The organism is Nostoc sp. (assembly GCF_036916655.1).
In the GTDB taxonomy this organism is placed as follows: domain Bacteria; phylum Cyanobacteriota; class Cyanobacteriia; order Cyanobacteriales; family Nostocaceae; genus Nostoc.
The window spans coordinates 129,354-144,040 of sequence record NZ_JBALFY010000024.1; the positions used below are offsets into that span (position 1 = coordinate 129,354).

12 protein-coding genes and 1 rRNA gene are annotated in these 14,687 nt (G+C 43.1%); 8 read left to right on the forward strand and 5 right to left on the reverse strand.

The genetic code is table 11. The features are described 5' to 3' along the window. Nucleotides 1-40 precede the first annotated feature (40 nt). Complete coding sequence (locus V7L31_RS07010; protein WP_179072683.1) at nt 41-1,918, forward strand: DNA-directed RNA polymerase subunit gamma; 1,878 nt, start codon at nt 41-43, stop codon at nt 1,916-1,918. Between the two features lie 102 nt (nt 1,919-2,020). Further along, nucleotides 2,021-6,070 (forward strand): DNA-directed RNA polymerase subunit beta'', encoded by a 4,050-nt coding sequence (locus tag V7L31_RS07015; protein ID WP_334695568.1) that lies wholly within the window; start codon nt 2,021-2,023, stop codon nt 6,068-6,070. Between the two features lie 152 nt (nt 6,071-6,222). Here V7L31_RS07015 and V7L31_RS07020 read toward each other — a convergent pair whose 3' ends face one another. After that, nucleotides 6,223-6,795: a Uma2 family endonuclease gene (locus V7L31_RS07020; RefSeq protein ID WP_334695569.1), complete on the reverse strand. Its 573-nt coding sequence runs from the start codon at nt 6,793-6,795 to the stop codon at nt 6,223-6,225. A gap of 154 nt (nt 6,796-6,949) precedes the next feature. On the opposite strand from V7L31_RS07020, the gene V7L31_RS07025 reads away from it, so the two are divergent. Then, nucleotides 6,950-8,284 carry a hypothetical protein gene (locus V7L31_RS07025; RefSeq protein WP_334695570.1) on the forward strand — a complete coding sequence of 445 codons (1,335 nt, stop codon included), beginning with the start codon at nt 6,950-6,952 and terminating at the stop codon, nt 8,282-8,284. Nucleotides 8,285-8,638: 354 nt separating this feature from the next. Here the strand turns inward: V7L31_RS07025 and V7L31_RS07030 are convergent, their stop codons facing one another. Together V7L31_RS07030 and V7L31_RS07035 are read right to left on the reverse strand one after the other, a co-directional pair. After that, nucleotides 8,639-10,009, reverse strand: a complete 1,371-nt coding sequence (locus tag V7L31_RS07030; RefSeq protein ID WP_334695580.1) for a DUF3370 domain-containing protein — start codon at nt 10,007-10,009, stop codon at nt 8,639-8,641. Nucleotides 10,010-10,040: 31 nt separating this feature from the next. Next, nucleotides 10,041-10,562, reverse strand: a complete 522-nt coding sequence (locus V7L31_RS07035; RefSeq protein WP_334695571.1) for a pyroglutamyl-peptidase I family protein — start codon at nt 10,560-10,562, stop codon at nt 10,041-10,043. Nucleotides 10,563-10,620: 58 nt separating this feature from the next. Here V7L31_RS07035 and hisH point away from each other — a divergent pair, with 58 nt between their 5' ends. Together hisH and rsmD are read left to right on the forward strand one after the other, a co-directional pair. After that, complete coding sequence (hisH, locus tag V7L31_RS07040) at nt 10,621-11,256, forward strand: imidazole glycerol phosphate synthase subunit HisH (RefSeq protein WP_334695572.1); 636 nt, start codon at nt 10,621-10,623, stop codon at nt 11,254-11,256. A gap of 77 nt (nt 11,257-11,333) precedes the next feature. After that, a complete protein-coding gene (rsmD, locus tag V7L31_RS07045; RefSeq protein WP_334695573.1) occupies nt 11,334-11,924 on the forward strand; it encodes a 16S rRNA (guanine(966)-N(2))-methyltransferase RsmD in 591 nt (196 codons plus the stop codon). 26 nt (nt 11,925-11,950) lie between these two features. Here rsmD and petG read toward each other — a convergent pair whose 3' ends face one another. Continuing rightward, complete coding sequence (gene petG / locus V7L31_RS07050) at nt 11,951-12,064, reverse strand: cytochrome b6-f complex subunit V (RefSeq protein WP_179067834.1); 114 nt, start codon at nt 12,062-12,064, stop codon at nt 11,951-11,953. 218 nt (nt 12,065-12,282) lie between these two features. On the opposite strand from petG, the gene V7L31_RS07055 reads away from it, so the two are divergent. The 3 genes from V7L31_RS07055 (at nt 12,283) to V7L31_RS07065 (ending at nt 14,443) form a co-directional block, all read left to right on the forward strand. Next, complete coding sequence (locus tag V7L31_RS07055; protein ID WP_292841098.1) at nt 12,283-12,657, forward strand: c-type cytochrome; 375 nt, start codon at nt 12,283-12,285, stop codon at nt 12,655-12,657. A 493-nt stretch (nt 12,658-13,150) separates the two neighbouring features. Beyond that, entirely contained in the window at nt 13,151-13,948 is a 798-nt protein-coding gene (locus V7L31_RS07060) for a peptidylprolyl isomerase (RefSeq protein WP_334695574.1), read from the forward strand. A 300-nt stretch (nt 13,949-14,248) separates the two neighbouring features. Continuing rightward, nucleotides 14,249-14,443, forward strand: a complete 195-nt coding sequence (locus V7L31_RS07065) for a DUF3825 domain-containing protein (protein ID WP_334695581.1) — start codon at nt 14,249-14,251, stop codon at nt 14,441-14,443. A 154-nt stretch (nt 14,444-14,597) separates the two neighbouring features. Here V7L31_RS07065 and rrf read toward each other — a convergent pair. Beyond that, nucleotides 14,598-14,687 (reverse strand): 5S ribosomal RNA (gene rrf, locus V7L31_RS32550); the annotation flags it as partial.

Genomic DNA, 14,687 nt, shown 5'->3' on the forward strand with positions numbered 1-14,687 from the left:
TGTTAATTACGAATTACGAATTACGAATTACGAATTAAGTATGAGACCTGCCCAAACTAATCAGTTTGACTACGTAAAAATCGGCTTGGCTTCCCCAGAACGCATTCGGCAGTGGGGCGAAAGAACATTGCCTAATGGTCAAGTAGTCGGTGAAGTTACCAAGCCAGAGACGATTAATTACCGAACTCTTAAGCCAGAAATGGATGGCTTGTTTTGTGAGCGCATTTTTGGCCCAGCGAAAGATTGGGAATGCCATTGTGGTAAGTATAAAAGAGTTCGTCATAGAGGTATTGTCTGTGAGCGTTGTGGGGTAGAAGTCACCGAGTCACGGGTGCGTCGCCACCGTATGGGCTATATTAAACTCGCTGCACCAGTAGCTCACGTTTGGTATCTTAAAGGCATTCCTAGCTATATTTCCATTCTGTTGGATATGCCCTTGCGGGATGTCGAGCAGATTGTCTATTTCAACTCTTATGTTGTCCTGAGTGCAGGTAATGCCGAAACTTTAAGTTACAAACAACTACTGAGTGAAGACCAGTGGTTGGAAATAGAAGACCAAATTTATAGCGAAGATTCTGTACTGCAAGGCGTAGAGGTAGGTATTGGTGCTGAAGCGCTGTTGCGTTTGCTTGCCGATATCAATTTGGAACAAGAAGCCGAAAGCCTACGCGAAGAAATTGGCAACGCCAAGGGGCAAAAGAGAGCCAAGCTAATTAAGCGACTGCGGGTGATTGACAACTTTATCGCCACTGGTTCCAAACCAGAGTGGATGGTAATGGCTGTTATTCCGGTGATTCCCCCCGATTTGCGCCCAATGGTGCAACTAGATGGCGGACGGTTTGCTACCAGCGATTTGAATGATTTGTATCGGCGGGTAATTAACCGCAACAATCGCTTGGCACGCTTGCAAGAAATTTTGGCACCAGAGATTATTGTGCGGAACGAAAAGCGGATGCTGCAAGAAGCAGTGGATGCTTTGATTGACAATGGTCGTCGGGGACGCACTGTGGTAGGGGCAAATAACCGACCCCTGAAATCTTTGTCCGACATTATTGAGGGTAAGCAAGGACGTTTCCGACAAAACTTGTTAGGTAAACGGGTTGACTATTCTGGACGTTCGGTTATTGTGGTTGGGCCAAAGCTGAAAATTCACCAGTGCGGTTTGCCTAGAGAAATGGCAATTGAGCTATTTCAACCATTTGTGATTAACCGCCTGATTCGTAGCGGTATGGTGAATAACATCAAAGCTGCGAAAAAGCTGATATCCCGCAATGATCCCAGTGTTTGGGATGTGCTGGAAGAGGTGATTGAAGGACACCCTGTAATGCTAAATCGGGCACCAACATTGCACCGTTTGGGTATTCAGTCTTTTGAACCAATTTTGGTAGAAGGTAGAGCAATTCAACTCCATCCTCTGGTGTGTCCAGCGTTTAACGCCGACTTTGATGGCGACCAAATGGCGGTACACGTCCCTCTGTCGTTAGAAAGTCAGGCTGAAGCGCGGTTGTTGATGTTGGCTTCTAACAATATTTTGTCACCAGCCACAGGTAAACCCATCATCACGCCTAGCCAAGATATGGTGTTAGGAGCTTATTATTTAACAGCAGAAAATCCCGGTGCGACAAAAGGCGCAGGAAATTACTTTTCTTCGCTGGAGGATGTAATTATGGCTTTCCAGCAAGATCAAATTGACTTGCACGCCTATATTTACGTAAGGTTTGATGGCGAAATAGAATCAGACCAACCGGATACAGAACCCGTGAAAGTGACGGAAAACGAGGATGGTACTCGCACATTACTCTATAAGTTCCGTCGAGTCAGACAAGACGCTAAAGGCAATGTACTTTCTCAGTATATATACACAACTCCTGGTCGCGTTATTTACAATAATGCCATTCAGGAAGCACTAGCAAGTTAATTCGTAATTTCTAATTCGTAATTCGTAATTAAAGAATTAATTACGAATTACGAACTACGAACTACGAATTATTAATTATTGATGACTCAGGACTAATGATTAATGACTAACGAAAAAATGATTTTTCGCAATCGCGTGGTTGACAAAGGTCAACTGAGAAATTTAATTTCTTGGGCCTTTACGAATTATGGTACAGCGCGAACCGCAGTGATGGCGGACAAATTGAAAGATTTGGGATTTCGCTACGCTACCAAAGCAGGGGTTTCCATCAGTGTAGATGACTTGATGATACCACCAACTAAGCGATTGCTCTTAGAAGCAGCCGAGGAAGAAATTCGCGCTACTGAAACCCGTTATCAACGGGGAGAAATCACTGAAGTAGAACGCTTCCAAAAGGTAATCGATACTTGGAATGGTACTAGTGAAGCCTTGAAAGATGAAGTAGTCGTTCACTTCAAGAAGACTAATCCCCTGAACTCCGTATACATGATGGCATTCTCCGGGGCACGGGGGAACATCTCACAAGTGCGGCAGTTGGTGGGGATGCGGGGACTGATGGCAGATCCTCAAGGGGAAATTATCGATTTGCCGATCAAAACCAATTTCCGTGAAGGATTAACTGTGACGGAATACATTATTTCGTCTTACGGTGCCAGAAAAGGATTGGTGGATACTGCCTTGCGGACGGCTGACTCTGGTTATCTCACCCGTCGGTTGGTCGACGTATCCCAGGATGTAATTATTCGGGAATTTGATTGCGGTACCACTAGAGGTCTTGCCATTCGACCGATGACAGAAGGGGCCAAAACCTTGATCCCTCTGGCTACCCGTTTGATGGGACGGGTAATTGGCGAAGATGTGGTGCATCCGGTAACAAAAGAATTGATTGCCGCCCGCAATTCCCCAATTTCTGAGGATTTGGCGAAGAAAATTGAAAAATCTGGAGTGGGTGAAGTTGTGGTGCGATCGCCACTAACTTGTGAAGCCGCACGTTCTGTCTGTCAACATTGCTACGGCTGGAGTTTAGCTCACGCCAAGATGGTAGACTTAGGCGAAGCTGTAGGGATTATTGCTGCCCAAAGTATCGGTGAACCTGGTACTCAGTTAACCATGCGGACATTCCACACAGGTGGGGTGTTTACTGGAGAAGTGGCGCAACAAGTTCGTTCTAAAATCGATGGAACTGTCAAGCTTCCCCGCAAACTGAAGACTAGAACCTATCGTACCCGCCACGGGGAAGATGCCCTCTATGTTGAGGCTAATGGCATCATGCTTCTGGAACCCAAAAAAGAAGGTGATGTTACCCCAGAGAACCAAGAAGTTCATCTGACTCAAGGTTCAACACTATACGTATTTGATGGAAATAAGGTAAAACAAGGTCAGTTGTTGGCAGAGGTTGCCCTCGGTGGACGGACAACTCGGACTAATACAGAAAAAGCAGTTAAAGATGTCGCCTCTGACTTGGCAGGGGAAGTACAATTTGCCGAAGTCGTTCCAGAACAAAAAACTGACCGTCAAGGTAACACCACAACCACAGCGGCACGGGGTGGTTTGATTTGGATTTTGTCTGGGGAAGTTTATAACTTGCCGCCCGGTGCAGAATTGATTGTCAAAAATGGTGATGCGATCGCTGCTAATGGAGTTTTAGCTGAAACCAAGTTAGCCAGTTTGCACGGCGGTGTGGTGCGCTTGCCCGAAGCCACCCCAGGTAAGAGTACCAGAGAAATTGAGATTATCACTGCTTCTGTGGTCTTAGACCAGGCAACGGTGACAGTCCAAAGTTCTCAAGGTCGCAATAACTACTTAGTCTCCACTGGTAACAACCAGGTATTTAACCTCCGAGCTACACCAGGCACAAAAGTGCAAAATGGTCAAGTGGTAGCTGAGTTAATTGATGACCGCTATCGCACAACCACTGGTGGATTCCTGAAATTCGCGGGTGTCGAAGTCCAGAAAAAAGGTAAAGCCAAGCTGGGTTATGAAGTCGTGCAGGGCGGTACCTTGTTGTGGATTCCCGAAGAAAGCCACGAAGTTAACAAAGATATCTCGTTACTGTTAGTAGAAGACGGTCAGTTTGTCGAAGCTGGCACTGAAGTAGTGAAGGACATCTTCTGCCAAAACAGCGGTGTAATCGAAGTGACTCAGAAAAACGACATCCTGCGGGAAGTCGTGGTGAAGCCAGGGGAACTGCTGATGGTGGACGATCCAGAATCAGTTATCGGGCGAGATAACACCTTCATCCAACCAGGTGAGGAATTCCAAGGCAATGTCGCCACGGAATTGCGTTATATCCAGTATGTGGAAACACCAGAAGGGCCCGCCCTGTTGAGTCGTCCAGTAGTTGAGTTTGCCGTACCGGATAATCCAGATGTGCCATCAACGACATCGGTAAGTCAACAAACCGGGCGATCGATTCAGTTGCGAGCTGTGCAGCGACTACCTTACAAAGATTCAGAACGCGTCAAATCTGTTGAAGGCGTGGAACTGCTGCGAACCCAGCTTGTACTGGAAATTGAGCAAGAAGGGGAACAAGACCATAATGCTTCACCCCTGGCAGCAGATATTGAATTGGTACAAGATACTGAAGACCCAGAAGTTCAACGTTTACAACTGGTGATTTTGGAATCCTTGGTAATTCGTCGAGACATTACTGCTGATGCCACCCAAGGTAGCACCCAAACCACACTTGAGGTACATGATGGGTTAACCATCGCCCCCGGTTCTGTAGTTGCACGTACCCAAATCTTGTGTAAAGAAGGCGGGGAAGTGCGGGGTGTCAAAAAAGGAACTGAAAACGTTCGTCGTTGCTTGGTGTTACGCGACGTTGACAGGCTCATCACCAATACTAGTACTCAGCCCAAGGTGAAAGTGGGTGACTTGCTAGTAGAAGGTGCAGAAGTTGCTCCTGGAGTTTTTGCCCCAGAATCAGGGCAAGTAGTAGATATCAAAAATGCTGCTGCTGCATCTGGTGGGGACTCCGCTCTGAGTACTAAAAACTACGTTATTACTACCCGAATTGGTCGTCCTTACCGAGTCAGCCCTGGTGCTGTGTTGCAGATAGAAGACGGCGATTTAGTACAACGGGGTGATAACTTGGTGTTGCTGGTGTTTGAACGCGCCAAAACCGGAGATATCATTCAAGGTTTGCCCCGGATTGAGGAACTGCTGGAAGCTCGTAAACCGAAAGAAGCGTGCATTTTATGTCGCCGGGCAGGTGAAGTTAAGGTAGTTTACGCTGAGGGTGGTGATGAAGCGATCGCCATTAAGGTCGTAGAATCAAATGGCGTAGTGACAGATTATCCTCTGGGGCCTGGACAAAATTTGATTGTCCCAGATGGCTCAATGGTATTAGCGGGACAACCGTTGACCGACGGCCCATCCAATCCTCATGAAATTTTGGAAATCTTCTTTAGCCTGGGTTCTGAAGATGGAATCTATGCTTGTGCTAGCCTTGCCTTGCAGAAGGTACAAACCTTCTTGGTGAACGAAGTGCAAATGGTTTATCAGTCTCAAGGGATTGATATTTCCGATAAGCACATTGAAGTAATTGTTCGCCAGATGACCAACAAAGTCAGGATTGATGATGGTGGTGACACCACCATGCTTCCCGGCGAATTGGTGGAACTGCGCCAAGTTGAGCAGGTGAACGAAGCTATGGCAATTACAGGCGGTGCTAGGGCACAGTATACCCCAGTATTGTTGGGGATCACCAAAGCATCCTTGAACACCGACAGCTTTATTTCCGCCGCATCCTTCCAAGAGACAACACGGGTACTTACCGAAGCAGCTATCGAAGGCAAATCTGACTGGCTGCGCGGATTAAAGGAAAACGTGATTATCGGGCGATTGATTCCAGCTGGTACTGGGTACAATACCTATGATGAACCTGGTGCGATCGAAGATTATGCTGCTGAGATTAGTAGTAGTGTCTTAGATGAAGTTGACGATCCTCTGGATATGGTTTTAGATGATCGCACAGCTCGCACCTATAATTTAGATTCTCCTACTCTTGGGGAATCTGGTTTTGGCAGCAGACGTGCAGAAAGGTCAGTTCTAGATGACGAAGATGAATTAATCGCCGATGAAGTCGCAGACGACGACGATTACGAGGAAGAAGAGGAAGACGACGAAGATGATTTCGACGACGAATAGAGACTTGAAATTTCACGTCTCTATTAAAAGATAAAAAGCAAAAAGGCAAAAGAAAATCTTCTTTTGCCTTTTTATTTTGCTCTCTAAAAACACATTTTTAAATCCTCAAGATTCTATTCTGGTTTCTGGCTTTTGAGCTAGTAGTCAGTCAATTATGGCGATTCAAAAGTAACATCCTCATATAAATCTGCAACAGCACACCGAAAATCTACACTTGCCAAATGGATGATATCTTCTTGTCCATAAGGATAAAGTACCCATTGTCTCTCTGAGTTACGACGGAAACACTCAACATTTAATCGAGTTTGACTCACAAGTACATATTCCTGAAGTGACTCCATCTTTCGGTAGTCGGCAAATTTATCACCTCGGTCAAAAGCTTCTGTTGTTGGAGATAGCACTTCTATAATTAAGCAGGGATAACGCAGAAAGTTGTTAAAAGCTCTATCTCGTTGGTCACAACTTACTATCACATCGGGGTAGTAATAGATGTTAATTGACTCAATATGTGCTTTGGTATCTGAAATATAAGCCTGACAACCACTCCCGCGCAAATGATTTCTCAGCATTGAAGCAATATTAAGAGAAATAATGACATGAGCATTACTTGCCCCTGCCATTGCATAAACCTGCCCCTGTCTATATTCATTCTTGATAGGACTGGTTTCTTCTCCTTGGAGATAGTCTTCTGGGGAAATATAGCTAGAATTTGGAATTGCGACCATCTGTAATGACCTTGTGTGATGCCTTATATCTAGTTTAAGAGAAGCTTGACGGCTAAATTAGCTAAGTACATATCACCATAAATCTAGCTATTGCTAGATGCTGTAATTCTCTTAAGAGCTATAATCTACATCTGTTGCACCGAGAGATTAACTTGTGGATGTCATATTAGAACGATCGCACCAATTAAAACAAGCCTTAGTTGATTTTGTCCTTGATGCTGAGGGGGAACTAGCACAAGCACTAGAAACTTATGCAGCTATACAGTCGCGCCGGGGAAGTGGGGATAGTACGCAGCAGGATTTAATCATCGATAGCTTTCTGACAGATGGGAAAGTCGGTGATAAGTCTCCATTAGACTTGTTTATCGAAAGCCATCCAGATTTAGAAGAAAGCGATCGCAGCCTGATCAACAGTTGGCATCATAGTTTTATTGGCTTATTTGCCATAACGAATATTCTACCTGATGGCTTTGAATTGACCAACTGGTTGACAGATAAACACTACATCGTCAAGCCAAACAATACTCAAACATTACAGGCAATATCTCGGTTGAAAGTCGGAGAAATCTTGCTAACTCGCATTTCTCCTGTCACCGATAGCTACTGGACGTTTTCTGGCCCCTACACAATCATGGGCAAATTAGGTAAACCAAAACTTGCTGTAGCAATTGGCAATTTCAAAGAGAATTATAAAAGTAATCTTTACAGCGATGCTCCAGACTTGCTAGAAGAAGCTTGGCAGTCAGTAGCACAATATCATCAGCAGTTTGTGGACTTTTTTGGCACTGATGAAATCACACTATCTGGATACCATCTTAATAAAAAAATAGCGGAATTCCAAGAAGTAATTACTGAAAAAACTTTTGCCGCCGCCGGAATTGATACTTCTAAATCTCTGGCTGAAGTAGCAGAAGCAGCTGGCATTGGAGACGAGGAAATCAAAGCAGCCGCAGAAGAATTTGGTGCTGATTCTAACGTAGTTTCTCAGATGTTTAACAGCAAAAGCGGCAATAGCAAAATGGTGATGCCAAAGGTTGATTTACCTGCTGACCTCAAGAAAGCAGAACAGGTAACGGCTCTTTCTCATCCCCGTTGGGGACAAATGTTTTTACCAACATATAGTAAGATACAAGCAATTTTAGCAGCAGAGGATTGGCAAAGTGTTCAAGGGGCGGAAAAACTAGTTCGTTACTACCTGGAAGATAAAAGTATTAATGCTTTTATCTGGCATCGATTAGCGCAACAGTATCCAACTCAATTAGAAAATGTGTTACAAGCATTTTTGCAACGTCCAGAGTTTAGGCTTGCAAGTGACTTGGATACACTTTTGCAAGAATTCCACAAACCTATTGAGCCAGAGTTACCAGATATTGCCAGTGTACCCATACATTTGCACAACTTATTTCAGGAAGCCTTAGGAGAAGTTAACAAATCTAAGCCAAAGGCTAAGGGGCAACAAAAGCCAGCAAAGGGTTTTCAACGAGGTTAGTAAATAGACATTTCTGAAAAAGAATTTAGAGACGTAGTATTGCTACGTCTCTAAAATGTATAATTAAGAACAATATTGCTTGTCATAGTTAAATTCAGGTAATGTATTTGGAAATACACTCTTTATAATCCATATCAACAAAAGAATCTATGCATGAAATTAAACCTTGGACTACTACCTTAGTAGTCATAGTATCTATTATTGCAACTTCAATAGGCGTTTACAATTTGGAATGGTTCTTAAACAGTACTTGTGTTGTAAATACAATGCCTACTATCAGTAAGCATTGTAAGTCTCTGCCATAACTAGTAGAGCTTTATTTGCTGAGTTTTTACCTACCTAATTACCCATCATTCATTTCCGAGATTCAGCCTGAGTTGAAACTGTTAAGACTTGTGGTGGTGTGGCATCTGGTGGATAGAGAAAGTCTACTTCTACTAAAGAGCGATCGCCTGCTTTCATATTTAATAAAACTAATGGTTCCCCTGGTTGACCTCTCTTTTGCACTAAATGCACAAACTGAGTTTGCAGCTGATTTTGGCTATCTTTATAACGTACCCGCACCGTTCCCCGGAAGAATACTTGAGGGGCTGGTGTACTCAAAAAGCGTAACCCTGGTTTGACTAATTGATCCTCCTTAAGTGGTGTTTGTATCGACACACTAACAGTTTGAGGACTTTGAGTATTGTTGTATAGCGGCAACTTCAGATTATATTGAATTCCATAGTTACCATGAGCGCGATATGCGGTGTCAGGATAGCGCACCAGCATAGCAGCACTTTGAATTTGACCAGTTCCTAAGGTACCGCCATGCAGGGTACTCAGAGCGTAAGAAAACACTTGACCAGGCTGGGGAATAGTTAGATACCTAGCTTTAGGATTATCTACTAATAAGGCTCTCCATCGTGAACCACTCGCCACTCCAGCTACACGACCATAAATTCTTGGCTTGTCACTTCCCTTTAAGGGAGTGGGTGCTTTATCTCGTGGCCCTGCTAAATCACCATTATCTAGTAAATTCTGCCATTCTTCTAAAGTAGGCGATCGCTCACTGCCATCAGGATTCACCCGTGCAAACATCGCTAGGCTAGCTGCATAGACATTGCCATTACTTTGTAGTCGCATCAATGTAGACCGACCATTGAGGGGCGGTGTCAATCTCTGCACCGGAATTGGCAAATTTAGTAACATCCGACTTTGCTTTGGTGGAATCTCAATTTGAGCAGGGAAAATTTCTTGTCGCACTCCCCGAAGCACATCAGACATGACGCGATCGCCTGGCCCGGCAAAAACTTTACCTAAAAGATTTTGGCTAAAGGATGGTAACGGAATAAATGGTGCATCCGGTTGACTCAAATAACTCGCCGCCTGCAAAATATTCACCTTCACCGATTCCGAACTAGGGTTATGCAAAATTATCCCTAGATAGAGCGAGCGCAAATTCTCTGCTGGTTCAGCTTTCGTAATGTGGTGAGCAAAAATATCAAATCGTCCTCGAAAGGGAAAATTCAGATGCGCCGTTGGCACTTTTTTCCCATCTGGTGGAAAGGTGGAAAGTAAAATTCCTTCTTTCAAAACCAATTCTGGACTATTGCTATTAAAAGTTGGCACGGTATCCAATTGACCTGGTAAAGGTCGTACTTCTTGTGGTTGTACAACTTCTTCAGGTGGTGGCGTAGCAGGAGTTAATTGAGCGATGGGAAAAATTAGTAACAATGGCAACATATACTTAGATATTTCTTTCACCATACAGACATTAACAACTTGATGAAAGTGCCAGTTTGTTAATAATTAATACGAAATCGGCAAGAATACCCGTCAAATTTTCTTGATTGAGAATCGGAACATGGACAAAAATACAACGTGCTGTGAGTTTATTTTGGCTTAAGTAATCCAACACTGAATAGTAAAGACCTTCACAAACAAATTTACCGCAGTCGTAGCTAATCTCAATTGCCTCGGCTCCCGCCACTAATTTTTCCAAATCAACTTCTGTCTGTAAAACAATTTCTCCATAGCTAGCAAAGGCTTCCACACTTAATTGTGTACGGCTTGCAGCCATGCCACAACAGATGATGTAATCAGGTTGGATTGCATTGATTTTTTCCATTACCTGGACACTGGCAAGTTGCACATCTACGGGTAACTGTCGTAAAAAAGTTAAGTCATGCGGTATCAGATCGAGTTTGGTAACTTCAAGTAATAAATCATCAGAAGAATTTGACTGTTGATCCTTTAGCCAAATATCAAAAGAAGTTAATAGAATTCTTTTCTTCATAACAAATATTATTTAGAATAGAAAAACCCTCCATAATAAATTTACAAGGAGCAGGTAAATGCCAGTGATTGCGGTCGTAGATTACGAGATGGGAAATTTGCACTCAGTCTGTAAAGGCTTGGAAAAAGCTGGGGCAACTCCTAATGTTACTTATTCTCCAAAGGAATTAGAGCAGGCAGATGCTATAGTCCTACCGGGAGTAGGAGCATTTGATCCAGCAGTGCAACACCTGCGAGCGCGTGGTTTGGAACAACCCATTAAAGAAGCGATCGCATCTGGTAAACCTTTTTTAGGAATTTGTTTAGGATTGCAAATTCTCTTTGAATCAAGTGCAGAAGGTACTCAACCAGGACTAGGAATTATCAAAGGAAAAGTACGGCGGTTTCGCTCGGAACCCGACATTACTATTCCTCACATGGGTTGGAATCAGCTGGAAGTGACTCAACCAAAAAGTATTTTGTGGGAGCATTTACCATCCGATCCTTGGGTGTATTTTGTCCATTCCTACTATGTTGACCCAATAGACCCCCTAATCCGTGCAGCAACCGTCACTCACGGGACTCAAACCGTTACGGCTGCGATCGCCTATGAAAACCTGATGGCAGTTCAATTTCACCCCGAAAAATCTTCTAATATCGGCTTGCAAATCCTGTCTAATTTCGTTGCTCAAGTCCGCGAAAAAATTCCTGCCTAATATTCTTTTTGTCATTTGTTCTTTGTCTTTTGTCTACAATTGATGACCAATGACTAATGACTAATGACTAATAAGCAATGAGTTTGAGAATTTACGGCAATCGTCAGCTAAAAACTTTACCAGGAAAAGAAACTAGACCCACTAGCGCGCGGGTAAGAGAGGCAGTATTTAATATTTGGCAGGGAGAAATCGCAGGTTGTCGCTGGCTAGATTTATGCGCTGGTACTGGTTCAATGGGCGCAGAGGCTTTGTGTAGAGGAGCCAGCCTAGTAGTGGGAATAGAACAATCGAGCCGAGCCTGTGCCACCGTCCAAGAAAATTGGCAGCAGGTAGCTAATGCCGACCAAGAATTTCGGGTATTATGGGGAGATATTACGCAGCAGTTAAAGACTTTATCAGGCAAGCAATTCGATAGAATTTACTTTGATCCACCTTATGCCAGTGGATTGTACCAACCAGTATTAGAAGCGATCACTCACTATCAACTTTTAGATCCTAGTGGCGAAATCGCAGTTGAACACGCCTCACAAGGTTGGATACCGCCAGAGATTCCCGCTTGGGAAATTTGCCGCCAGAAAGTTTACGGCAACACATCACTTACTTTCTACAGAATTCGGAGTGAGGGATTAGGGGCGCATAAAGGAGATGAGGAACAATATAACTCCTAACCCCTAACTCCTAACTCAGCACTCCCTTATCCTCCCAACTGATTGGGGCGCTTGTATTGCCTATAGGCAGCGTAAAACAGTCCGGCAAGGGTGACGAAAACTAGACCAAGGACAATACCTGAGAGCAGGGGTTCAACCACTGGAAATCTCCTCTTTGTAATGATTAAATATTCGTTGCTTGCTTTTGATTTTACCAAATTTCGGATGAATCCTGCGCTCTACAGCCTTTTTAAAGGACAACTGACCAACTGCCCACAAGAAAATAGTCTTCTGTGCTTGCAGACACGATCAAGAACTTTTAAGCTAAGTGTAGGAAATGAAAACTTTTTAGCACACCTAGACTTTCACAGCAAACCTTTTGGATAACCAGATTACCAAACCAGAAATATTGATTCAGCGGATCGTTTTATTGATGCTGGCCACACTGCTAGCAGTCCCTTTAGGCTTTTTTGGTGTTCAGTTAGTTCAAGCCTCCGATCCATACGTCAAGAGTGTTTTATCCTTAACAGGAAACCCAGTTCAAGGACATGCGATCTTTCAAATTAACTGCGCTGGTTGTCATGGCTTGGAAGCAGACGGGCGAGTAGGGCCCAGTTTGCAGGCTGTTTCAAAGCACAAGTCTCGGTATGGGCTGATTCATCAAGTGATTAGTGGTGAAACACCGCCAATGCCAAAATTCCAACCTAGTGCCCAAGAAATGGCGGATCTTCTGAACTATTTAGAGTCGTTGTAGATTTGAGAATTTTTGGTTGCTGGATACACAAATGGAAAAAGCAGCATAGGTTGTGCTGTCTTTTTCTATCTCTAACAACTTTTAATAGACCCAGGACTTAAGGCTTGTCATTAGACACATTTTTTTTCAGATGGCGATCGCTTTCAAAGCAGATTACATAACCCTGATTATTACGTGAATATTCTCAATAAAAATTGATAAATGAGAATCATGCTTAAACTTTAAAACCCAAATTTCATCAGCCTTCTAAGAGATGGGGGTAATGACAAAAGGTTTAAGCAGCATATTTGCGTAGAATCTTTGATAAAAACTCACATAAACTGTATATTTTTAAGTATGTTAGCAAGTGACTATTTAATTATTGTGAAATTAATTATTGTGAAAGTGAGGTTAGCATAACTAACTCGTTAAGATTAAGGCAAAAGCTCTTAATAAATCGGCTATGGTATAGCTTCTTTAACAAACTAGATATTCTTAAGATGCCTGAAAGCTAATGACTGAAGCGATCCAAATCGGTAATCGTACAATTGCAGCTAGTGAATTGATTTCCTTGCTGGCAAGTTACCAAATGCTGCCACAGTTGCAGCGTGAATTGATCATTGATGAGGCAATAGAGCAAAACTCACACCTTACGAAAGTAGCAATAGAGTGTACACCTGAGGAAATAGCCCAAGCTAAACAGCAGTTTTACGCTGAAAAACAGTTCAAAAATGAAGAAGACATCCAGGCTTGGATGGCACATCAAGGGCTGACTTCCGATCAACTAGAAGTCATTACCACTCGTAAGCTTAAAATTGAAAAATTCAAGCAAGCTACTTGGGGTAACAAACTAGAATCTTACTTTTTTCAGTCCAAGACAAAACTGGACAAAGTAATTTATTCCCTACTGCGAACCCAAGATGTGGGAATTGCCCAAGAACTCTACTTCAGGATTCAGGCAAAAGAAAACTCTTTTGCTGACTTGGCGCGAGAATACTCACTCGGGCCAGAAGCCCAAACTGGCGGTTTAGTTGGTCCAATTGAACTGAATGCACTACATCCTGTAATGGTACAAATGCTCTCTAGCAGTCAACCAGGTCAGATATTGCCCCCTACACGCATCGCTGAATGGTTTGTGATTTTGCGGCTGGAAAAATTCATTCCCGCACAACTGGATGAATTTATGAAAGTGCGTCTTCTGAATGAACTTTTTGAAACCTGGCTACAAGAACAGCAAAAGCAAATCATGTCTGCACCACAACAAGAGGTGGGCAGGGGAAGACAGGGAGAAAGCGATCAACCTTTAATTTAAGTATGGAAGTCACCTTCTATGCTATTTGCCTTCAAAATCAAAAGTCGCGATCGTTTGCTGTGTTAGTTTTTTAGGCTGGACGCGCGATCGCTTTTGATGTTGTTCATATAGTAGGTGGAATCCTACCTCATTAATTTTTAAAAGCTAGAATCTCGCCTTTGTCATTTACAAATATCTATATTCTGTTCCTAATGTGTTATTGTGTGCAACTCATGGGCACAATATAAACATCAACAATGCTTTAATTTGTAAAACTGCTATTCCAATGTATTTTCCAACACGAAATATTATGTCCTCTTAATTCCATTGGCTCTAGTTGATGATACTCAAGTTGATATTGCATTGGTAACTGAGAAAACACAATCAGGTAGTTATCTTGGGCACACAATTTTACTTTTAGGCTGGGCATACAGTAATGCTCGATTGGTTTGTCGTCCAGACAGCGATTGGTTGATCGCACAAAACATTGTTCAAGATGAAGCTGAAGACGAGTAGGCACAATTGCTTGATAGTCTTGTGTCAATCAAGAATAAATTTCCTTAAATCGCAGAATTCTTGAGTGATCGCGATTTATCCAAAACTAAATTTAAGAGCAACAAAAAGCCCCACACTATCAACATAGCGTGGGGCTTTTTGTATGTAAGAATAAACCTGGCATCGAGCTATTTTTGCGTAGGGCTACCCCTAAACTATCGTGGCCGCAGCAGCGTTTCACCTCTGAGTTCGGGAAGGGTTCAGT